Raw genomic sequence first — 22,286 nt, 5'->3', positions numbered from 1 at the left:
GCTGAAAAAATGTCATTTTTTATTGGATATATTCCACTAAAGTTTAGATTTTTTTAACTCAAATTAAACAATAGCAAGGATTTGAGGTGGCTAATTTCTAACCTATCGGTAAAAATTGAGTAAAAACATAGTTTTATTGGAAGATATAAATGATATTTCTAAAGTGGTGAAATGAATGTGATCAGCTTATTTATTTTGAAACGTGCGAAAAATATGATCAAAAATTACGCACTATTTTTTAGCACAAATTTTATTCATTACAAAAATAGAATCAAAATGGGGCAAATTGTAAATGATTATGTATAAGTATTAAAAAAGTGATGAAATAGCCTTAAATACATTTATTTAAAAGAAAGCCTAGATAATTCAGTTTTTTATAATTCAAATTTTAAATTAAAAACAATAACTTAAATTTTATTTATATTTTTAGATTTATTATTTTGGTTCCTTTTATCCAGATTGGCATAGCTCTTGCAAATTTTGAGCTTGAGTTTAATCAATGATCATAAAAACGTCTCAGACGATCTGGGGGAGCCACACAATGAAATTAACATTAAAAGTATTATCTCTTGCTTTATTGGGCGCTGTATCTTCTTTTACTTTTGCTGAAGAACCTGTTGCTGAACATACGGTATCTGGAAATATCAGCGTACTTTCGAGCTATAACTTGCGTGGTATTACTAACATTCCTGAAAATAGCGGCGCTACCTTACAAGGTGGACTTGATTATAACCATGCGTCTGGCTTCTATGCAGGTTGGTGGGGATCTACGCTAGATTACCCTTTGTCTGAAGAAGGACGTGATGCTTTCGAAAATAACTTCTATGCTGGCTATAGCCATGCAGTCAATGATGACTTAGGTTTAACGATCGGTACGACCTACTATTATTATTATGAATCTGATGTCAATTCTGATGGATTTGAGCTGTTACTGGGTATGAGCTATAAAGATTTGGGCGTTACAGCACAAACTCTTCTTGAAGATACTACTTGGGGCAATGCAGGTGATACCTATTTAAAAGCTACTTATAGCTATGCTTTACCACAAGATTTCAGCTTGGATACAGCTTTAGGCTTATACGCTTATGAAAAATCAGGTGACTTTATTGAAGGAACTACAGAAAGTTTTGGTTTCCGTCATTTTGACATCGGTTTAAGCAAGCCACTTGGTGACACAGGTGTAACTGCAAGCATGAATTATATTTTGGGTGGTTATGACCGTTTTGATGAAAAACAAAAGAATAAAGTCGTATTTGGACTGGGTTATAGCTTCTAATCCTCTTTAGATAAAAAGGCGACCTTAGGTCGCCTTTTTTTAATGATCTAAATCTGCTGCTGCCCGCGATAAGACAGGGCCTCCGAAAGATGCTGACTTTGAATATCTGGACTTTGATTTAAATCGGCAATGGTGCGTGCAACACGCAAGACCCGATGATAGCCGCGCGCTGATAAATTCAGTTTTTGCTGAGCCATTTCAAGCATATTCTGAGCAGACTGATCTAATGCGGCATATTGCTCTAACTGCTTTGGACTCAAACTCATATTCAAGGTATTTTGCCGTTGCATCTGAATTTCATAGGCTGCAATGACGCGTTGTCTAACCGTTTCTGAGTTTTCTGTAGGTCGATTGTCCTGTAACTCATGTGCCTGTAATGGCGGTACATCAATATGCAAATCAATCCGATCCAGCAACGGGCCTGAAATCCGGTTCTGATAGCGCTTAATACTTTCTGGTGAACATTGGCAGCGGATATCCTGATTAAAGGCATAACCACATGGACAGGGATTCATGGCAGCCACCAACTGGAAATTGGCCGGGAAAGTAATTTGACGTGACGCTCGGGAAATGACGATTTCTTTTGCTTCCAAAGGCTGACGTAGAACTTCCAGCACTTTGCGGTCGAATTCTGGTAGCTCGTCCAAAAATAAAACCCCTAAATGCGCCAGGGTAATTTCTCCTGGCTTGGGATGTGAACCGCCACCCACCAGTGCCACGGCAGAAGCAGTATGGTGGGGTGCTCGAAAAGGCCGTTGCCCAAAAGGGTGATTGGCATTCGCCACCGAATAAATACTCGCTACTTCCAGATTTTCCTGCGTCTTTAAGGGCGGCAAAATACTGGCCAATCGGGAGGCCAGCACGGTTTTTCCTGTTCCAGGCGGGCCTCGAAACAGCAATGAATGACCACCCGCTGCGGCAATTTCTAAAGCACGTCGTGGCCGCAATTGTCCTTTTACATCCGCCAGATCAAACTTATAAAAATGGTCTGTATTAGGTGAGCTGGCTTCTACGTGCGGCAAGCGCTGTGTCTGGGAAAGATGTTCACACACTTCTTTCAGATGATTGGCTGCAAAGACTTTAAAGTCTGGGAGCTGACAGGCTTCCTGGGCATTTGGGCCAGGCAAAATCAGTTGATGCTGGTCACTTTGACAGGCAATGGCAATACTTAAGGTACCGCTGACAGGACGTAATTGACCATCGAGGGCCAACTCGCCAATAAACTCCAGATACTCGGTACAATCTTCAGGCAGCTGCCCGGAGGCCACTAAAATACCTAAAGCAATCGGTAAGTCCAGACGTGAGCCATCTTTTGGCAGATCTGCAGGGGCCAGATTAATGGTCAGACGTTTGGTTGGAAATTGAAAGCCGCTATTCAAAATGGCAGAACGGACCCGGTCTTTACTTTCACGTACCGCCGCTTCGGGAAGCCCCACTATAGTGAGCGAAGGCATACCCGAACTGACATGAACTTCGACTTCAATTAAAGGCGCATGCAGGCCCAGCAAGCCTCGCGTATAAATTTTGGCAAAAGACATTATTATTGTTCCAATTTGGTGCGTTATTTTTATAGTTCTGGTGTCTTTTATGCACTGTAGTTGTGCTTATTTTTTGTTCGAAATTCTCTCTTCTAATGCTTCCACCTGTTTGAGCAAATCATTCAGGCGATGATTGGCATTATTTAGGGCAGTACGCTGACGTTCTATTTCTTCTTTAGACACCAAATCCATTTTCGCCACAGCTTCATTTAACAAGGCACGGATATTATGTTCCAAATCTTTCTTAGGTTGTTCGACTTGCTGCAAAATTGCTTGTAATAAAGTTTCAATCATTGTCTGATCCATCGCCGTAGAAAGGAACCGACAGTTTAGCATTGCTAAAATGCAGACTATAGTATTTCAGACAAAATATAGACTTATTCGATTAAAGATATTGTAAAAATCCACATAAAAAATGTCTATTTTTTGAAGATTCAAAGTCTTTATCCGTATAAAATAAGGTATAAATAAACCACATGCCGGGCTTTCTAATTTCCCCCGACCTTAGGAATCTTGGCATGAAATTTGAACGTAAAACCTTACTGGTGAAATAAGCCGAAGGAAAACAAACATGAAGCTCGTAACTGCAATTGTAAAACCTTTTAAATTAGATGATGTTCGCGAAGCATTGTCTGAAATTGGTGTTCAAGGCATCACTGTAACTGAAGTGAAAGGCTTTGGTCGTCAAAAAGGCCACACTGAACTCTATCGTGGTGCTGAATACGTTGTAGATTTCTTGCCGAAAGTCAAAATTGAAATCGCGATTAGCGATGAAATGGTAGACGCGGTGATTGAATCTATTACTCGTGTGGCGAGCACTGGAAAAATCGGTGACGGAAAAATTTTCGTGACCAACTTAGAACAAGTCATCCGTATTCGTACAGGTGAAACAGGTGCAGACGCTGTCTAACTTGGCACGAAGTTTGCTGAGTACCTAATAACTCACAAAAACTTGGTTGGGGGATACGAATGAAAAAAATGCTACTCGCGTTCGGCATGGCCGGCGCTCTTTTGGGTGGTTCTGTTGCATGGGCTGAAGAAGCTGCAACAGCAACAACACCGACAGAAGAAATTGTGCTTGTTGAAGAAGCAGGCGATACAACAAATACAACAACAGACACTACAGCAGCAATTGCTGAAGCAGCGCCAGTTGAAGCTGCAGCACCTGCAGAAGAAGAACCAACGCTAGATACCGGCGATACCGCTTGGGTTTTAACCTCTACCGCTCTAGTTTTACTCATGACCATTCCTGGCTTGGCGCTATTTTATGGCGGTATGGTCCGCAAGAAAAACGTTCTAGCGACGATGGCACATAGCTTTATTGCTGCAGCGGTGGTCAGTATTGCCTGGGTGATTGTTGGTTATACCCTAGCTTTCGGTGAAGGCAATGCCTTTATAGGCGGCCTGGACAAGTTCATGCTGGCCGGTATTACCACAGAGGCGCTTTCAGGCACGATTCCTGAAATCCTGTTTGTGATTTTCCAAATGACTTTTGCCATCATTACGGTTGCCATCATCAGCGGTTCGATTGCAGAACGTATGAAATTTGGTGCTTTTGTTGCTTTCATTGCACTTTGGGTGGTGATTGTCTATGCACCAATTACCCACTGGGTATGGGGTGGTGGCTGGTTAGGTAACGACGGCGCGCTTGATTTTGCCGGTGGTACGGTTGTACATATCAACTCGGGTGTTGCCGGTCTGGTCGCAGCATATATGCTGGGCAAACGTATGGGTTTGGGTCGTGAATCTATGGCGCCGCATAACCTGACGCTTACTGTGGTCGGTGCATCTTTGCTCTGGGTAGGCTGGTTCGGTTTCAACGGTGGTTCTGCATTAGGTGCAAACGGTTCTGCAGGCTATGCTTTGATCGTGACTCAAGTCGCAGCAGCGGCAGCAGCCATCTCTTGGTTAATCACTGAAAAACTGGCACGTGGTAAAGCTTCTGTACTGGGCGGCGTATCGGGTGCAGTTGCTGGTCTAGTGGTCATTACTCCAGCGGCAGGTTTTGTGACTGTAGGCGGTGCATTGGCGATGGGTCTGATCGGTGGTGTGGTGTGTTTCTGGGGGATTACTGCACTGAAACGCGCATTGAAAGCCGATGATTCTTTAGATGCCTTTGGTCTGCATGGTGTAGGTGGTATTGTCGGTGCGATTTTAACCGCGTTCTTTGCCAGCGAATTCATCATGGGTGACAATGCCCCTGCCAATGTTATGCATCAGCTTTGGGTGCAAGTGGAAGGTGTACTGGCGACGATTGCTTACTCTGCGATCATGACCTTCATTATCCTGAAAGTCATCGACTTGATCATTGGAATCCGTGTAGCATCTGATGATGAGCGTATGGGTCTGGATTTAAGCCAACATGGCGAACGTGTCGAATAATAATAAATCCACCATAATCAATATATAGTGTAAAACAGCCCGAATGGGCTGTTTTTTTTCTATATGTTGCGTAAAACTCTACAAAGTTTGTAATTTTTGCTACACTCGGAATCCATCTGGATTTGTTCAATTAAACCGCTATGCATTGCCCATTTTGCAATACTGCAGACAGTAAAGTGATTGATTCACGCCTGGCAGCTGAAGGCTGTCAGATTCGTCGTCGCCGTGAATGTGTCAGTTGTAATGAACGCTTCACTACCTTTGAAAGCTATGAAGTGGTGATGCCGCGCGTCATCAAGTCGGATGGCAAAAATGAACCTTTCGATGAAGCCAAATTACGCCGTTCCCTGATGCATGCCTTGCAAAAACGCCCGGTGACCCAGGAGCAGATTGAAACAGTGCTGAGCGATATTCAGCTACAGATTCGCCGTCTGGGTGAGCGTGATGTGAAATCACGTACCATCGGTGAAATCGTGATGCAGTCTTTATTTGCTCTGGATCATGTTGCCTATGTGCGTTTTGCTTCGGTCTATCAGGATTTTCAGGATGTCGAAGCTTTTCGTCATCAGATTGAACAGATGCAACAACGAGAATTACAAGAATAAGCATGGCTGAACTGAATCAAGATCAAATCTGGATGCGCCGGGCCATTGAATTGGCACGTCAGGGGCAATATTCCACCAAACCGAATCCGAATGTCGGCTGTGTCATTGTTAAAGATGGCATCGTGATTGGTGAAGGCTTTCATCCCCAAGCCGGCCAGCCACATGCTGAAGTCTTTGCGCTGCGTCAGGCCGGTGAACAGGCACGTGGTGCAACCGCTTATGTGACTCTAGAACCTTGTGCGCATTATGGCCGGACACCGCCTTGTGCCAAAGGTCTGGTGGAAGCAGGTGTGGCTAAAGTTGTCGTGGCCTGTCCTGATCCCAATCCGCTAGTGGCCGGAAAGGGCGTACAGATCCTGAAAGATGCGGGCATTGAGGTAGACGTTGGCATCTGTGAAGATGAAGCGCATGAGCTGAATCAAGGTTTCCTGAAAGCCATGGCGACTGGCATGCCTTATGTGCGTTTAAAAATTGCCTCAAGCCTGGATGGCCGTACCGCAATGGCATCGGGTGAATCAAAATGGATTACCGGTGTAGCAGCACGTCAGGATGTACAGCACTGGCGTGCGATTTCAGGCGCAGTGATTACCGGGATTGATACGGTTCTTGCGGATGACTGTGAACTGAATGTGCGTCAACTGGATGGCCTTGAAGATATCAAGACTGTGGTGCAACCGAAACGGATTATTCTGGACCGTCAGGGGCGTTTACCACTCAACGCAAAAATTTTAGTGCAACCTGAAACAGTGATGGTCATGGGGCCATTTCGTCAAGAGCTTGCAGACCTGGGTGTGCTACACTTGCCGGTACAGCCTTTAGCAGAATTATTAAAGCAACTGGTTCAGCAGCATCAGATTTATGATGTCCTGGTGGAAGCAGGGGCGACCTTATCTACGGCATTTTTACAACAAAAATTGGTTGATGAACTGATCAGTTACGTTGCACCGACCCTATTGGGTCAGTCTGCGCGTACCATGTTTAATGCAGAATTTAGCCATATGGCCGAACAACTCCGATTTAAGCTGCGCGATGTAACTCGCTTAGGTGATGACGTGCGCTTCAGGCTAATTCCTTTTCAAGAGACACTATGAGTTCAGAGTCTACGGTTTATCATAAACGTCGCCATGCGGCACGTACCACCGATGAATATCTTTTCCATCAGCTGGTTCCTTATCTAGGTAACAAACGCCGTTTACTGCATTTAATTCTGGAAGCGTTGGAAAGTACAGGAACCCTGAAACGTAGCGATGGTCGTGCGCCGATCTTTGCTGATTTTTTTGCCGGTTCAGGTGTGGTTTCACGTTTGGCCCGTCAGAATGGCTATCGCGTGATTGCCAATGACTGGGAGCCGTATAGCCATGCGCTGAATCATGCAGTACTGGCCTGTACGGAAGCGCCAGCATTTAAAGAGCTGGGTGGTTATCAGAAAGCGATTGATTATCTAAACCGTCTGCCGGAAGTGAAGGGCTGGGTGACGCATAACCTGTGTCCGCGCAATGATGAAATTTATGATCCGGCCCGTGACCGTTTGTTCTTTAAACGTCGTAACGGCATGCGTATTGATGCGATTCGTCAGCAGATTGCCGCCTGGCAGGCCCAAGGTGCAATTGATGATGTGGAAATGTCTGCCTTGCTGGCGCCTTTGCTGTATTCCGCCAGTTTTGTCAGCAATACTTCTGGTGTTTTCAAAAGCTTCCACCATGGCTGGGGCGGGAAAACCCAAACTGCGCTGGAACGGATTGAATCTTTACTGTGGCTAACGCCAAGCCGTTTTTGTGAGTCGGATCAGAAAAAGGGGATGGCCGCAGAAATGTGGTGTGTCGATGCCCAGCATCTGGCCAATCAGATGAGCGGCTTTGAAGTGGATGTGGCTTATCTGGATCCGCCGTATAATCAGCATGCGTATAGCAGTAATTACCATGTTCTGAATGCGCTGACCTTGTGGGATCAGGCCGATTTGCCGACTCCGGATACTAAGGGCTTTAAGAGCGGGATTGACCGGGCATGGCGTAAAGAACGTCCGAGTCAGTACAACTCTTCCAAATATGCACAAGAAGCCTATGAAAACCTGTTGGCGACCATTAATGCGCGTTTCATCCTGACCAGTTATTCAACCGACGGCAATATCAGCGCTACTGATTTATTGCAGGCCAACTTGAAACGTGGTCGGGTGACCTTGCTGACCCAGGACGTGCCACGGTATCGGGTCAGCAAACAGCGTCAGTCTGAGCGTGCACGCGTACTGGAATTTATTGTGATTACCGATACCCATGCCAAGTCGGGTCCACCGATCCGTCAGTTACTCAGTCAGCTGCATCATTATGCAGAATTGGGCGGTGTCGATACGACTGGTGTCAGCACCCAGTTGGCACTCTGGTAAAAGAATTGAAAAGGAAATAAAAATGTTTACAGGTATTATCGAAAGCCTCGGCAAAGTCGAAAGTCTGCAAAGCGTTGGCGGCGATGTACGTTTACGCATCCAGACCGATCTGGACATGTCTGATGTACATCTGGGTGATTCTATCGCGACCAATGGTATCTGCCTGACCGTGATCGACTGGGGCGAGAACTGGTATGCGGCTGATGTTTCCCGTGAAAGCTTGAACCGGACTACGCTTGGTACCTGGAAAGCCGGTCAGCCTGTCAATGTCGAAAAAGCCATGCTGCCGACTACGCGTTTTGGCGGTCATATTGTGTCAGGTCATGTCGATGCAGTCGGCGAGATCACGTTGGTTCGTGAAGATGCACGTTCGATTTATTATGAAGTGACTGCACCTGCTGAAATTGCCAAATATCTCGCAGAAAAAGGCTCGGTCACAGTCGACGGCATCAGTCTAACGATTAATCATTTGCGTGGTAGCGTGATTAGTCTGAACCTGATTCCACATACTGCTGAACGTACCAATATCGGTACCTGGAAAGTCGGTAGCAAGGTCAATCTGGAAGTGGATGTATTGGCACGTTATATCGAGCGTTTATTGCTCGGTGATAAAGCCGCCGAAACCACTGAACAATCAAAAATCAGTATGGATTTCCTGGCTGAAAATGGTTTCTTAAAATAAGAGAAATGTTGATTTACTGAACAGTCTGATTGAAAAATTAGACTGTTTTTTTATTTTTCGGGATAATCAGCAGTTCAACTTGCAAATATTGCCTTGGTGGACGGGTCGAATGCTCGATTTTTTACTTAACTTGGAACAGTCATTGCCGCTATTGCTCGATCAATATGGGGTATGGATTTATGCAATCCTGTTTCTGGTGATTTTTGCAGAAACCGGTTCAGTGTTTTTCTTTTTCCTGCCCGGCGACAGTCTATTGCTGGCTGTGGGAGCTTTATGTGCCAGCAGCGATCTGGTGACCCTGCATTCGATGGGGCTGTTGTTATTCACTGCTTCGGTGCTGGGCTATAGCGTGAATTATTACACCGGAAAAGTTCTTGGCTTAAAATATTTCAATCAACATTCACGCTATTTTAAGCCGGAATATATGGTGAAAACCAACCACTATTTTATGAAACATGGCGGTAAAACTATTTTAATCGCACGTTTTATTCCCTTTGTCCGCTCATTTGGCCCTTTTGCTGCCGGTTCAGCGCATATGAGCTTTGCCACATTCAGCTTTTATAATATTGCGGGTGGCATCCTCTGGATTGGCACTTTATTAAGCATTGGCTATCTGCTCGGAAATGCTGCCTTTATGCTGGCAGATTTTTTGTAAGATGCGACATAGAAGATAAAAAAGCCCGAATTTTCGGGCTTTTTTAATGTGAAAGGATCATTTAAATATTGCGTGGCTGATCAGAAAATTCAGAATTTTTCAGCATATACTCGATTTCTTCTTTGGCTGCCGCACGCATTTTTTCACGAAGTGCATTCACAGTCTGTTCAATCACGGTTTCTGCCTCAAGTTCCAGACGTAAACGCACACTTTCTAATTCGGATAAAATGGACTGGTCCTCAATCTGGATGCGACCTTTGGCAAAATCAAAAGTCGTCTCAGGATTTTTTGCATAACGTGCGACATAGTGCTGCACTTCAGCCTCTAGATGCGTATTTATTTCAGCAAGCACCTGACTCTGTTCGCTAAATTTACGCTGTTCCTCATGACGTAGCTGTTCTTGATAGGCCTGTTCTTCAGCACGTTTCTCGGCCAAGGCTTTTTCAAGCGCGAGCTGTTTGCGAATACGGGCTTCTTCAATTAATTCGGCCTTGCGCTGTGCATAGGCAGCTTCAATCTTGCATTCAGATTCTTGCTGTAAGCGCTGGTCGCGACTCTGCCATTCTTCCAAAGACGTTTCTGGTTTTAAAATATCGCAGATCCGAGAGAGGTCATCGATAAAGGTCTGACGTACAGCTTCCGGCACATTTAACCAGCGCTGTTTAAAATCGGGACCTACATTTAATGCCACGTGCCTCTCCTTGTGGATGATATCGGTTAAAGCTTATGGGTGTCCGGTTCAATACCTAAAAGACGATATTGCTTGAATTTTTCACGACCCAGCTGTTTAGCCGTTTCATGGTTTTCAATGATCTCAATAATGTGACTAAATTTTGTGTAAGGTTCAAGTGCTTCCGGATTAAAATTGAAAATAATCCAGTCGGACTGTTCCGGCAGTGTTGCCGAAATACAGACCGTCGCCTGAGGTTGGTCAATACCATGCGGAATAAAACTCGCGGGATCAAAACTCCACAGGCGTTCATCCAGCTGCTGTTGCAAATCTGTATCGGCACACAATAACCAGATTCGCGCCGGCTGGCGCAGAATCTTACGGCATAAACGACAAGTGCTGTCCACTTGTCGTTCAGGGCTTTTTTCAAATAAATAAAAGCTGACTTTAGCCATTGCTTTGAACGCGACTCGTCAGGAATTGCATCAATAATGGAACTGGACGGCCGGTTGCACCTTTATTGGTACCTGAGTTCCATGCCGTACCTGCAACATCCAGATGTGCCCAGCGATATTCACGGGTAAAACGTTGCAGGAAGCAGGCTGCAGTCACAGAACCAGCTTTTGGACCACCGATATTGCCAATGTCGGCAAATGGTGAATCCAGTTGTTCCTGATAGTCTTCCAGTACCGGCATACGCCATACCCGGTCAAAGGAATGCTGGCCGGCAGCTTCTAGTTCTGCTGCCAGTTTATCATCTGGCGTGAACAGACCCGTCAGCACTGAACCCAAAGCGACCACACAGGCACCGGTTAAGGTTGCGATATCAATCACTAAAGCAGGGTTAAAACGTTTTACATAAGTCAGGGTATCACACAGCACCAGACGGCCTTCGGCATCGGTATTCAGGATTTCAACCGTCTGACCGCTCATGGTCGTTACGATATCACCAGGACGGGTGGCTTTACCTGAAGGCATGTTTTCTGCTGCAGCGATGGTTCCCACCACATGTAGAGGTAAGCGGGCTTCGCACAATGCACGCATTGTACCGAGTACAGAGGCTGCACCGCACATGTCGTATTTCATCTCGTCCATGCCTGCGCCTGGTTTAAGGGAAATACCGCCGGTATCAAACGTAATGCCTTTACCCACCAAGACTACCGGTGCTTCGCTACGCTCTGACTGATATTCCATGCTGATAATCCGACCAGGACGCTCTGAACCTTTACTTACCGCAAGGAAGGCACCCATGCCTAAATCTGCCATCTGCTGTTCATCTAGCACAGTGACTTTAAGCAGCTCCGGATATTCGGCCGCCAAAGCCACTGCCTGTTCTGCAAGATATTCAGGGAAACAGATATTGCCTGGGCGGTTACCTAGATCACGTGCCAGGTTTTGTCCGCTTTGCACCGCTTGTACCAGTTGCAACTGCTCGGTAGTTAAGACGCTATGGGTGGCAATCAGGTCGATCTGCTCGAGCACAAATTCATTCTTCTTGGATTTATATTCATCATAACCATAGCTGGCCTGAGTCAGAAACAGGGCAAACAGATAGTGGAATTCTTGTGGAAGTTGTGTCAGATCTACAGAAATCTGTTTGAATTTTTTTTGCGTGACTTGAATAATAGTTTGCGCGATTTTTGCAAGTTTTGCTGGTTGCAGTTCAGCGACCTTGCCTAAACCAATCAGCGCGGCATGGCTGGACTGGTTTACCTGACCAATCAGGCTCAGGCTTTCAGCCAAAGTTGCCTTGAATTGAGAGGCTTCAATTAATGTGTCTAAATTATTGATTTGATAGGTTGCGGTTGTATTCTGAAGTTGTTCCGAGTCAACTAAAATCAACAAAGATTGACTTGATCCATTCTCTGGGAATGACGTATTAATTGTAAGTTTCATATTCTGTTTTCACGCCTGTCTAGATGGGTAAATCATTCAGTCATTGAAACATTTATCTGAATAGATTTTCAATGGGCAGGGCGGCCTAGGTTTTATATTTTTGCTATTCGGGTAAACTAGCACTCGTTTTATGGACCTTATTTTGGAAGAATTAATTTGATTATTCGGCGTTATCTGGTCAAGCAAGTTGTCTCGACATCCTTGGTGGTGATTGCCTTATTGACCTTGATCATGATGGGCGGTCGACTGATCAAGTATTTTGGTGTCGCGGCGCAAGGCCGTCTGGATGCAGGCATTTTATTTAGCATTATTGGCTATCGTTTGCCTGAATTCTTGACCCTGATTCTTCCGCTCGGTTTCTTTATTGGACTGATGCTGGTGTTTGGCCGTTTATATGTCGACCATGAAATGGCCGTGATGAATGGCAGTGGCGTCAGTCGGCATCAATTGGCGCGTCTACTGGTGCCGATGACCCTGGTGTTTTTGATTGCTCAGGCCGGATTGATGCTGTGGGCTGCGCCGTGGGGCATTCGCCAGTTTGAAGCCCTGACCACCAGTCAGGCGGTACGTACCGGCTTTGACCTGGTGCGACCGAAAGAATTTATCTCCTCTGGGCCCTATACCATTTATGCCGGTGACCTGTCAGAAGACCGTAAAAATTTAAAAGATATTTTCTTTTATCAGCGTGCGGAAAAAGAAGGCAAACCGGATGTGATGATTCTGGCGCAGGAAGCCACCCGAATTGAGGTACCGAATGATGCTGCCAATGTGGTGGATCTGGTCCAAGGTCGCCGTTATGAGATCTATCCGGGTACACCACAATACACCCAAGCTGAATTTGAAAGCTATCGTCTGCGCTTAGAAAGCGATGAAGAAGCGCAATTTGCCAGTACTGAAGTTGAAGCCTTACCGACCTCGCAATTGTGGCAGAACCGTCAGGATCCTGTGGTGGCCAGTGAGTTGGGCTGGCGAGTGTTTGTTCCTTTTGCGATTCTGATTGCCCTGATTCTGGCTGTGGCATTGTCTGAAGTGAGTCCACGACAGGGTCGATATCTCAAGTTATTTCCTGCCCTCATGATTTTTGCCAGTCTGATTGTGGCCTTGATGGCAGTGAAGACCCGGATCAGCAAAGAAGAAATGGGAATATGGGCCTATCCATTGATTCTGATTGCCTATGCAATTGCGGGTGCCTTGTTCTCACGTAAACAGAAATTGGGCCCGAAAATCAAGAAACAGATTCAGCGAGTGAGGTCTTAACAATGTTGGCACGTCGTATAGTTGCAAAACATGTGACCCAAACCACTGCGCTGGCCATGCTGGGTGCAACCGCGGTATTGGCAGGTTTACAGGTGTTATTCACTTATCTGGGTGAGCTTGGCTCGCTCAAAGACGGTTATGGTGCCTGGGATGCCTTGAAATATGTGCTTTGGGGTGCACCAAATTATTTATATGAAATCCTGCCGATTTCTGCACTGATTGGTGCAGTCTTAGGTCTTGGTACATTAGCCTCGAATAGCGAGCTGATCGTGATGCGTTCGGTCGGCGTGAGCTTATGGCGCATTGTTGGCTGGGTCATCCGTTCGGCACTGTTGTTGGTCGTGTTGTCATTTGCTTTAAGTGAATGGGTCATTCCGTATACCAATGAACAAGCCAAAAGCGTAAAAAGTGCCAGTAAAGCCGCTCAACTTGGTGAAGTGCGTGGTTACTGGACCCGGGAAGGGCAGCGCTTTATTTATATCGATTATGCCAACTCACAAGGCCAGTTGAAAAATGTGCAGATGCTGGACTTTGACCAGAACTATCGTTTGCGCAGTACCTTGCAGGCAGATCAGGGGCAATTCGTTAAAGATGGTTCCTGGACACTGGATAACACAGAGCAGTTCGATATTCTCCAAAATGGCAATGCCACGCTGGTCAAGCAGCAACAGCAACCTTTAGCGCTAGCATTACAGCCCAAATATGTGCATATGGTGACGATTGATCCTGAAGATTTATCGCCGAGTCAACTGGTCAGTTTCATGAGCTATATGCATGAATACAGCCAGGTGCCTAAAACCTATCAGCTGGCCTTCTGGCAAAAACTCGGCTCGCCTTTTGCCCTGATTGCACTAGTAGTGATCGCCTGTTCATTTATCTTCGGGCCATTACGTCAGCAATCCATGGGTTTTCGTCTGGTGATAGCTTTATTTGCCGGACTGGGTTTCTTCTATCTGCAGGATTTCCTCGGCTATGCCAGCTTGATCTATGCACCGTCTCCGGCCTGGTTCGTGTTTATTCCGATTCTGATCATGTTCGGCATCGGCGGATACTTGCTGCATCGGGCACGCTAAGGTACAGGAAAATAGAACAAATCAATCATCATGAGAGGCTTAAACCATATACGGGTCATGGCCTCTTTTTATAAACTTCGCTAAAATAGAGCGATTAATTCGTAGACGAACAGAGTATTTCATTATGACGGATGCAACTGCTGGCAAAATCCCTCACATTTTGGTGATTATGGATGGTGTGGGTCATCGCGAAGCGGTCGAAGACAATGCGTTTTTAGCAGCTAAACGACCAAATTTAACTGCGATACAGGACAAGCATCCGCATGGTTTGATCTCGGGTTCAGGTGAAGATGTCGGCCTGCCAGATGGCCAGATGGGTAACTCGGAAGTCGGACATATGAACCTCGGCGCAGGTCGTGTGCTGTATCAGGACTTTACCCGGATTACCAAAGACATTCGTACGGGCGACTTCTTTGAACATGAAGTTCTGGTCGATGCAGTTGAGAAAGCCAAAGCTGCAGGTGGGGCAGTACATTTGCTTGGCCTTTTGTCTGAAGGTGGTGTGCACTCCCATGAAGATCATATTGTGGCGATGGCAGAGCTAGCGCTAAAACGCGGTGCGCAAGTCTATTTACATGCATTCTTAGATGGTCGTGATACGCCGCCTAAAAGCGCACAACCTTCTTTAGAAAAACTCGATGCCTTATTCGCTCAATATCCAGGTCAAGGTCGTATTGCCACCATGATCGGCCGTTATTTTGCCATGGATCGTGACAACCGTTGGGATCGTGTTGAACAGGCCTATCGGTTGTTGACTGAAGGTGAAGCGGTTCGTACAGCTGCCAGCGCAGTTGAAGGTTTGGAACAGGCTTACGCAGCCGATGAGTCGGATGAGTTTGTTAAAGCGACCCGTATTGGCGATCTGGCGAAAATTCAGGATGGCGACAGCGTCGTATTCATGAACTTCCGTGCCGATCGTGCCCGTGAATTGACTCGCGCATTTGTAGAAAAAGACTTTGCAGGTTTTGAACGTAAAGTCGTGCCGAATTTGGCGAAGTTTGTCATGCTGACGCGTTATCAAGCCACGATTGATGCACCTGTAGCGTATATGCCTGAAGCGTTGAAAAACTCGATTGGCGAATACCTGTCTAACCTGGGTAAAACACAGCTGCGCATTGCGGAAACAGAAAAGTATGCGCATGTGACTTTCTTCTTCAGCGGCGGCCGTGAAGATGAATACCCAGGTGAAAAACGTATCCTGATTCCATCGCCAAACGTAGCCACTTATGACCTTAAACCGGAAATGAGTGCTTATGAAGTGACTGATGAGCTGGTGGCTGCGATCAATTCAGGTGAATTTGACCTGCTGGTGGTGAACTTTGCCAATGGTGATATGGTCGGTCATACGGGTGTATTCGATGCTGCGGTGAAAGCTGTTGAAGCGGTTGATACCTGTTTGGGCCGGGTTTATGAAGCGGTAATGGCGCAAAAAGGTCATATGATTGTGACTGCCGATCATGGTAACGTAGAGCAGATGCAGGACTATCACAGTGGTCAGGTACATACTCAGCATACCACTGAATTGGTTCCGTTTATTTATGTCGGCCCAACTCAGGCCACGATTGCAGAAGGCGGTGTATTGGCAGATGTAGCACCGACTTTATTAAGTCTGATGCAAGTTCCGGTACCTGCTGAAATGCAAGGTCGTAACCTGATTCAGCTTGATGCATAATTTTCGATAAAATTCTAAAAAGGTCAAAGAATGGCAAGAACACGCTGGAAGTCTGTTGTAATACCATGCTTACTGATGTGTTTGAGTCATTCAGCTTGGGGTGCGGGTTCAAATGAGCCGGCATTCGATGATATGGAAATGGATGGGCAGGTCTATTCCGAAATTCCTGTGGCATCCATTCAAGAATTCGTACAAATTTATGGCATCGTAAAAGATAATTATATCCAAGATAAAAATGACGATGCCTTGTTTCAACAGGCCATTCAGGGTCTGGTCAGTGGCTTAGATCGCTATTCCCGTTATTTGTCGCCTGAAGATTATAAGCAACTGCGTGAATATACCGAAGGTGATCTGGCCAGCATTGATTTTGATCTGCAATTTGACCCGCGGTTGAAGCAATGGGTAGTTCAGGGACTGAGTTCCGATGCTGATTCAGCCAAGCAGGGACTTCGAAATGGCGTCACGGTTTATAAAATTGACGATCAGGTATTAAATAGCCTGAATCAGGAACAAGTCCGGCAGTTATTGAGCGGAGCCGTTGGCTCTACGCTCATGATTCAGCTCTCCCCGCAAAGTCCGGCCGTTCGTCTGGTCCGCAATACCAAACTGGATACTGAAATTAAATCGAGCCTGCACAATAATCAGGTTCTGGTTTTACAGGTCAAGGTTTTTCAGCAAGATACTGCCAATGAAATCAAACGTCTAATCGAAAGCTATGCCGACAAGCGCTTAAAAGCCGTGCTATTTGATTTACGCAATAATCCCGGTGGCTTACTCTCGGCTGCAGTTGAATCTGCCGATTTATTTTTGAATCAGGGCGTGATTGTGTCGACCAAAAGCCGCGCTGAAGGTAATCAGCAATTTCAGGCCTTGCCGAGTTTTGAGTTTCAGAATCTGAAAGTTGGGGTATTGATTAATAATCGCTCGGCTTCTGCAGCAGAAGTGTTTACAGCAGCCCTGAAAGAACATAACCGTGCCTGGGTCGTAGGCGAAAAAAGCTATGGCAAAGGCGTAGTACAGAAACTCTTTCCTTTAAGCAACGGTTCGGCTCTACAGATGACAGTATCGCAATACTTTAGCCCGAGTGGCCAGATGATTGAAGGGCGGGGCGTACAGCCGCATTTCAACTATCCGTTTAAGCAGGAAATGCGTGAGGAGAGTTATCTGGAACATGTCACAGACTTGCTGCTCCTGCAAAAATAATTATTCGTCTTCTTCGGTATCCAGTCCGAACTTTTTCAAACGATAGCGCAGGGAACGGAATGACATGCCGAGTTTTTTGGCGGCCAGTGTCCGGTTCCAATGGGTCAGATTCAGCGCATTCAGTAAAATTTCTTTCTCGACCTTTTCCAAATATAGTTCTAGACCCTCTTCAGGCAGCTTTTTAGGTGCAATCAGGGTTTCGGTCGCAATGATCTCGCTCGTGAGCGTATTTATCTCCTGAGGGCTGTTAAGCGCATGACGTAGCGGTGCACTCTGCAAATGCTGAAGATCAATCCGCTCTTCATCACTTAAAGTAATTGCGCGTTCCATAATATTACGCAATTCACGTACATTACCTGGATAATATTGTCCCAATAAGAACTCTTTGCTACGTTCGGTCAGTTTTTTATTGGGAATGCCCCATTCCTGGCAAATCTTCTGAATAAAGTGTTCGGCCAATAACAGAATATCCTGGCCGCGTTCACGTAATGGCGGTAAAGTCAGATCCATTACATGAATACGGAAATATAAATCCTGACGGAATTTGCCTTGTTGCACCAAGGCTTCCAGATCCTGATGCGTGGCACTGATCACACGGAAATCCACATCAATTTCGGTATCCGAACCGAGTGGACGAATACGTTTTTCCTGTACGGCACGTAACAATTTGACCTGCATAGAAAGCGGTAATTCTGCAATTTCATCCAGAAATAGACTGCCACCATGGGCAGATTGAATCAGTCCCTGTTTGTCCTGAGCAGCGCCGGTAAAGCTGCCTTTCTTATGCCCAAACAGTTCGCTTTCCATCAACTCAGTCGGAATGGCGCCACAGTTAATCGCAATAAAAGGACCTTCATTGCGGTTACTCAGGCGATGGACCAGATTGGCCACGACTTCTTTACCTGTTCCCGATTCACCAGTGATAAAAACCGGTGCTTGGGATCGGGCAATTTTTTGTAAGGTAATACGTAGTTGCTGAATTGGCATGGATTGTCCAATCAGCATTTTATGTTCGAGCGCATCGTTCGGATTATTATGCGAATAATCCACCGGTTTATTCAGCGCTTTTTGTAAGAGCTGCTCCAGGTGTTTTTGATTAATCGGTTTGCTGACAAAGTCAAAGGCCCCTGCTTTGAGCGCGGCAATGGCGATTTCCATGTTGCCATAGGCGGTCAGAACCGCGACCGGAAGTGCCGGATATAGGTTGCCTATCCAGTCCAGAAGCTCCAAACCATTGCCATCGGGCAGATTCAGGTCAGTCAGACAGGCATCATATTGATGATTGGCAAGGCATTTTTTAGCGTCTTCCAAACGATGGGCAATGTGCGTGCGGATTCCCATACGCAGCAATGACATTTGCATGAGGGTACACAAATCTTCCTCATCATCCACCAAGAGCACCAGTGGTTGTTGTTCCCCATTCATCTTCCTTGACCCCTTTAAAGCGTAATACGTTGACAGCTGATGCGAAAGCATGCGCCCTGTTCTTGTTGTATATAGTTTAATTGTGCCTGATTTGCTTCGCAAAAACTATGTGATAAATACAACCCTAATCCGGTACCACTAATCGATGTGCTAAAAAAGGGTTTGAACAATAGAGCTTGATCATGTACGGCTACGCCAGAGCCAAAATCCCGTACGTCAATCCAGACCCGATGTTCATAGGGATGCACATTCAGCTGAATATAGGCTGCATCTGCTGAATTGTGACGAATGGCATTACGAATCAGATTAATCAGGATTTGCCTGAATTGTGCTTCATCAAACTGAATCACCAAAGGGATATCAATATTAAATTGAATCTGATCACGAATATCGGCCAGATCTTCCTGGATAAATAACGGGATAAATTCATTGAGATGAATCGGGATAGGATGAGTTTCTTTATTTTTGACCATATTCAGCGTGTCCTGAATAATCCGGTCAATCCGGGTCGCCTGTCGACCAATCATCTGCTGGAGTAACTGTTGTTGTTCAGTTTCTGAATCCAGATATAAATCATTGGCCTGCACAATGGCTGCCAAGGGGTTACGAATTTCATGGGCAATACTGGCCGAGAGTTGACCCAGTGCAGCAAGTTTAAGTTGCTGCACCTGCTGATTCAGTTTTTTGGCATCCTGTAACACCAGTAGCATTAGAGTCTGATGTGGCACAATCAGTTTTTGCACCTGCACATGAATATTATAGCGACTTTGCTGAGATTCAAACTGAAAGCGCTCACCATTTTCCAGTGTCTCAAAATGGATCAGTTCAAATAAATCTGGCTGTGACTGAGATAAGGTGAATTTCTCATGGCCGTATTTGGACTCAATTCCAAGAAGATTGCAGGCGGCAGGATTACTGAGTACCACATGGTAGTTTTCATCCAGCACCAGATAACCGGTTTCGATCTGCTCCAGAATATAGCGGTTAATATTCTGTAAGCGATGCAGTTCCAGCGATTGAGAAAAATTCAGATTTTCCAAAATCTGAAAACGCCGCACGGCAATTTGTCCGGTGCCATAGACCACAAAAAACAAAAAGGCCAGCAGGGCGCTATTACTGATATTGCTGAGTGAAGAAAACGCAAAAATACTGCCGATAAAATGCTGATAAATAACACTAATGACTGCAATGAGGGTGACGACCAAGGCCTTTTTTGCATCTAATAATAAAGATGCAGAAAAGATGGTAATCACAAACAGCAGCCCGATTTGCAGATTAGGACCGTCGCTCGCCAAAGTCAGCAAACTTAAAACGCAGACATCGCTAAAGAAAATCATGATCAGCTGCGGCTGGATCAGGCGTCTGATCCATTTCAGCACAAACAGCTGTACGGTATTGATCGCAACCCCGATTCCCAGTGCATAATAATACAGCTGCGGGTATTGATAATCGGTGGTGAGTTCGGGGTAGGTCAGCATAAAAATCAGCAACAAACCGGTGCTGATCAGCAAGCGATAAGCGCTATACCAGATACCGAGATGATATTGATTGAGCGCAGAATAACTGGATTTTTGTGCCATATGCACCGGAAATCGTTAAAAGCTAAGGTTTAATAAGTCCATAGCGCATGGCCAGATGAGTCAGTTTAACATCGCTATCGATATTCAGTTTTTCAAAAATACGGTAACGATAGGTATTCACGGTTTTAACACTAACAAAAAGTTTGTCGGCAATTTCCTGGGCGCTGATACAATTCACGACCATCATCGCGACTTGCATTTCACGTTCTGACAATGCATCAAAAGGGGATTGTTGTGTATCAGAAAGGTAAGAGCTGGCTAACTGTTCCGCAATGTCGGCACTGAAATATTTGCCGCCTTGCATGACTTTATTAATCGCACGTACCATTTCCGAAATCGGGGCCCCTTTGGTGATATAACCTTTGGCACCGGCTTTCAATAATAGGGACGGATAAGGTTCTTCTGCCAGACCGCTGACCGCTAAAACTTTGGTTTCTGGCGCACTCTGAAGTAGACGGCGCGTGGTTTCTACGCCGCCAATGCCCGGCATATTCACATCTAACAAAACCACATTAGGATGGTGCAGACGCACCAGAGAAATCGCTTCTTCACCAGATTCAGCTTGTCCAATTACCTGAACCTCCGCATGGTCTTCTAGCATTCTGCAAATTCCAGTACGAACTAATTCATGGTCGTCCACAACTAAAACTGTGATCACCTACGCTCTCCCTCTGTTAAAAAAATCATTTTTTTGTTACATAAAGCAAAATAAGCTTGCAATGAAAGTACAAAATTAGCAATCCTATTCGCAAGATTAAATCTGAAACTTATCACACAGTGTCAAGAACAAAAAATGTTCGGCATTGTGTTTAAATGTAAGGCATATTAGAGGTAATACGCAAATCAATCTTACCTCTGTTAGTTGAGTGAAGGAATAGTGAAGAAAATAAACAAGTCTTTAAGGCATCTACTCGGCCTGTCCGTGTTAATCAGCATGAGCACGACAAGTTTTGCTGAAATCATTATGAATTCTGGCACGGCAGAGGGCGGTTCCAGTATTAGTTGGTCTTCTGAAGAAGTTAACCAGTTAATGAGCGATGATTTTAATGCATCTGCCAATGAACCGTCGCCACCCGGGTCTGCCACAGTGACTACCACTTTGCGTCAGGCCGGCACAGCAGCGCCAGCAGCAGCCAAACCTGCTTATACTGCGCCGCAGATTATTGATACGAATCATTTTAGTAATCAACCTTCTGTCAATGCGCGGGCTGCACTGGTCATGGATGCACAAACCGGTGAAGTGCTGTTTAGTAAAAATACCAATACTGCCTATCCGATTGCATCGATTACCAAGCTGATGACAGCGGTGGTGATTTCTGATGCACGTCTGAACATGTTGGAAAAAATCACACTGCAACAGGCTGATTTTTCCTGTTCAGGCTGTAAAAGCTCAAGCTCGACTTTAAGAGCAGGGGACAGCATGAACCGTGCTGAAGCTTTATTATTTGCTCTGATGAAGTCCGAGAACCCGGCTGCTGCTGCTTTGGCACGAACCTATCCGGGTGGTCGATCAGCATTTATTGCCAAAATGAATGCCAAAGCCAAAGAACTCGGCATGAATTCTACCCGCTTCATGGAGTCGACAGGTTTGCATCCGGGCAACGTGGCATCAGCTCGTGACTTGGGAATCTTGGTAAATACTGCCTCTCAATATGGCCTGATTCGCCAGTTCTCGACTACGCCAAGCTATGATTTTAACTTGGGTTATCGTGTATTGAAATCGAATAATACCAATGCCTTGGTACGTAATGGCGGCTGGAATATTAATATTTCTAAAACCGGTTTTATTAATGAAGCAGGGCGCTGTGTGGTGATGCACACCACTCTGAATAACCGTCCGGTGGCAGTGGTACTTTTAGGTGCAAACAGCTCACAGGCGCGTACCAATGATGCGACTCGTTTAATGAGTTGGGTCAGCCAGCAACCTAAACGAATCTAATTGATTGGTTCATAAAAAAACCCTGCAATGGCAGGGTTTTTTTTAATTCTGGC

Annotated in this window: 21 protein-coding genes; 13 read left to right on the top strand and 8 right to left on the bottom strand. The window is 45.6% G+C overall.

All coding sequences use genetic code 11. From position 1 onward, the window contains the following. Positions 1–541: 541 nt before the first annotated feature. Entirely contained in the window at positions 542–1,276 is a 735-nt protein-coding gene (locus NI466_RS03440; RefSeq protein WP_004732532.1) for a TorF family putative porin, read from the top strand. 47 nt (positions 1,277–1,323) lie between these two features. Here NI466_RS03440 and NI466_RS03435 read toward each other — a convergent pair whose 3' ends face one another. Both NI466_RS03435 and NI466_RS03430 read right to left on the bottom strand, forming a co-directional pair. After that, entirely contained in the window at positions 1,324–2,814 is a 1,491-nt protein-coding gene (locus NI466_RS03435) for a YifB family Mg chelatase-like AAA ATPase (RefSeq protein WP_253172728.1), read from the bottom strand. Between the two features lie 66 nt (positions 2,815–2,880). Continuing rightward, positions 2,881–3,108: an accessory factor UbiK family protein gene (locus tag NI466_RS03430; RefSeq protein WP_004732524.1), complete on the bottom strand. Its 228-nt coding sequence runs from the start codon at positions 3,106–3,108 to the stop codon at positions 2,881–2,883. Between the two features lie 277 nt (positions 3,109–3,385). On the opposite strand from NI466_RS03430, the gene glnK reads away from it, so the two are divergent. The 7 genes from glnK to NI466_RS03395 all read left to right on the top strand — a co-directional run bounded on the left by glnK (position 3,386) and on the right by NI466_RS03395 (position 9,518). Next, positions 3,386–3,724 (top strand): P-II family nitrogen regulator, encoded by a 339-nt coding sequence (glnK, locus tag NI466_RS03425; protein ID WP_004281042.1) that lies wholly within the window; start codon positions 3,386–3,388, stop codon positions 3,722–3,724. 59 nt (positions 3,725–3,783) lie between these two features. Beyond that, positions 3,784–5,196 (top strand): ammonium transporter, encoded by a 1,413-nt coding sequence (locus tag NI466_RS03420; RefSeq protein ID WP_253172726.1) that lies wholly within the window; start codon positions 3,784–3,786, stop codon positions 5,194–5,196. Between the two features lie 140 nt (positions 5,197–5,336). Next, on the top strand, positions 5,337–5,801 hold the full coding sequence (nrdR, locus tag NI466_RS03415; protein WP_004281044.1) for a transcriptional regulator NrdR: 465 nt from the start codon (positions 5,337–5,339) through the stop codon (positions 5,799–5,801). 2 nt (positions 5,802–5,803) lie between these two features. After that, complete coding sequence (ribD, locus tag NI466_RS03410) at positions 5,804–6,892, top strand: bifunctional diaminohydroxyphosphoribosylaminopyrimidine deaminase/5-amino-6-(5-phosphoribosylamino)uracil reductase RibD (RefSeq protein ID WP_222112350.1); 1,089 nt, start codon at positions 5,804–5,806, stop codon at positions 6,890–6,892. Next, positions 6,889–8,181: a DNA adenine methylase gene (locus tag NI466_RS03405; protein ID WP_005248430.1), complete on the top strand. Its 1,293-nt coding sequence runs from the start codon at positions 6,889–6,891 to the stop codon at positions 8,179–8,181. Before ribD ends, NI466_RS03405 begins: the two co-directional genes overlap by 4 nt. Before the next feature lie 22 nt (positions 8,182–8,203). Beyond that, positions 8,204–8,863: a riboflavin synthase gene (locus NI466_RS03400; protein ID WP_004732516.1), complete on the top strand. Its 660-nt coding sequence runs from the start codon at positions 8,204–8,206 to the stop codon at positions 8,861–8,863. Between the two features lie 109 nt (positions 8,864–8,972). Continuing rightward, complete coding sequence (locus tag NI466_RS03395; protein ID WP_004281049.1) at positions 8,973–9,518, top strand: VTT domain-containing protein; 546 nt, start codon at positions 8,973–8,975, stop codon at positions 9,516–9,518. A 61-nt stretch (positions 9,519–9,579) separates the two neighbouring features. Here the strand turns inward: NI466_RS03395 and blhA are convergent, their stop codons facing one another. The 3 genes from blhA to NI466_RS03380 are packed head-to-tail and all read right to left on the bottom strand — an operon-like array spanning position 9,580 to position 12,084. Next, positions 9,580–10,209, bottom strand: a complete 630-nt coding sequence (gene blhA / locus NI466_RS03390; protein ID WP_253172725.1) for a cell division protein BlhA — start codon at positions 10,207–10,209, stop codon at positions 9,580–9,582. Positions 10,210–10,235: 26 nt separating this feature from the next. Further along, a complete protein-coding gene (locus NI466_RS03385) occupies positions 10,236–10,643 on the bottom strand; it encodes a DNA polymerase III subunit chi (protein WP_253172723.1) in 408 nt (135 codons plus the stop codon). After that, the gene (locus tag NI466_RS03380) at positions 10,636–12,084 is read right to left on the bottom strand and encodes a leucyl aminopeptidase (protein ID WP_253172721.1); all 1,449 of its coding nucleotides are present in this window, start codon (positions 12,082–12,084) and stop codon (positions 10,636–10,638) included. The genes NI466_RS03385 and NI466_RS03380 overlap by 8 nt, the downstream gene beginning before the upstream one ends. A gap of 156 nt (positions 12,085–12,240) precedes the next feature. Between NI466_RS03380 and lptF the strand changes: the two genes are divergently transcribed. The 4 genes from lptF (at position 12,241) to NI466_RS03360 (ending at position 17,289) form a co-directional block, all read left to right on the top strand. Continuing rightward, the gene (lptF, locus tag NI466_RS03375) at positions 12,241–13,341 is read left to right on the top strand and encodes an LPS export ABC transporter permease LptF (RefSeq protein ID WP_005108446.1); all 1,101 of its coding nucleotides are present in this window, start codon (positions 12,241–12,243) and stop codon (positions 13,339–13,341) included. 2 nt (positions 13,342–13,343) lie between these two features. After that, complete coding sequence (gene lptG, locus NI466_RS03370; RefSeq protein ID WP_253172720.1) at positions 13,344–14,414, top strand: LPS export ABC transporter permease LptG; 1,071 nt, start codon at positions 13,344–13,346, stop codon at positions 14,412–14,414. Positions 14,415–14,538: 124 nt separating this feature from the next. After that, positions 14,539–16,086, top strand: coding sequence for a 2,3-bisphosphoglycerate-independent phosphoglycerate mutase (gene gpmI / locus NI466_RS03365; RefSeq protein WP_253172718.1), 1,548 nt, complete (start codon positions 14,539–14,541; stop codon positions 16,084–16,086). A gap of 30 nt (positions 16,087–16,116) precedes the next feature. Beyond that, positions 16,117–17,289, top strand: a complete 1,173-nt coding sequence (locus NI466_RS03360; RefSeq protein ID WP_005263947.1) for a S41 family peptidase — start codon at positions 16,117–16,119, stop codon at positions 17,287–17,289. On the opposite strand, the gene NI466_RS03355 is transcribed toward NI466_RS03360, so the two are convergent. The 3 genes from NI466_RS03355 to gacA are packed head-to-tail and all read right to left on the bottom strand — an operon-like array spanning position 17,290 to position 20,952. Further along, positions 17,290–18,714 carry a sigma-54-dependent transcriptional regulator gene (locus tag NI466_RS03355; RefSeq protein ID WP_253172717.1) on the bottom strand — a complete coding sequence of 475 codons (1,425 nt, stop codon included), beginning with the start codon at positions 18,712–18,714 and terminating at the stop codon, positions 17,290–17,292. It lies immediately after the preceding gene. A gap of 14 nt (positions 18,715–18,728) precedes the next feature. After that, entirely contained in the window at positions 18,729–20,294 is a 1,566-nt protein-coding gene (locus NI466_RS03350) for a sensor histidine kinase (protein ID WP_253172748.1), read from the bottom strand. Positions 20,295–20,316: 22 nt separating this feature from the next. Continuing rightward, the gene (gacA, locus tag NI466_RS03345) at positions 20,317–20,952 is read right to left on the bottom strand and encodes a response regulator transcription factor GacA (protein ID WP_253172716.1); all 636 of its coding nucleotides are present in this window, start codon (positions 20,950–20,952) and stop codon (positions 20,317–20,319) included. A gap of 219 nt (positions 20,953–21,171) precedes the next feature. On the opposite strand from gacA, the gene NI466_RS03340 reads away from it, so the two are divergent. Next, entirely contained in the window at positions 21,172–22,233 is a 1,062-nt protein-coding gene (locus NI466_RS03340) for a serine hydrolase (RefSeq protein ID WP_253172714.1), read from the top strand. Positions 22,234–22,286 lie beyond the last annotated feature (53 nt).

The organism is Acinetobacter lwoffii, assembly GCF_024129595.1.
Taxonomy (GTDB): Bacteria; Pseudomonadota; Gammaproteobacteria; order Pseudomonadales; family Moraxellaceae; genus Acinetobacter; species Acinetobacter lwoffii_O.
The sequence above is the reverse complement of the archived record's forward strand: the minus strand, read 5'-3'. Positions and strand labels throughout refer to the sequence as shown.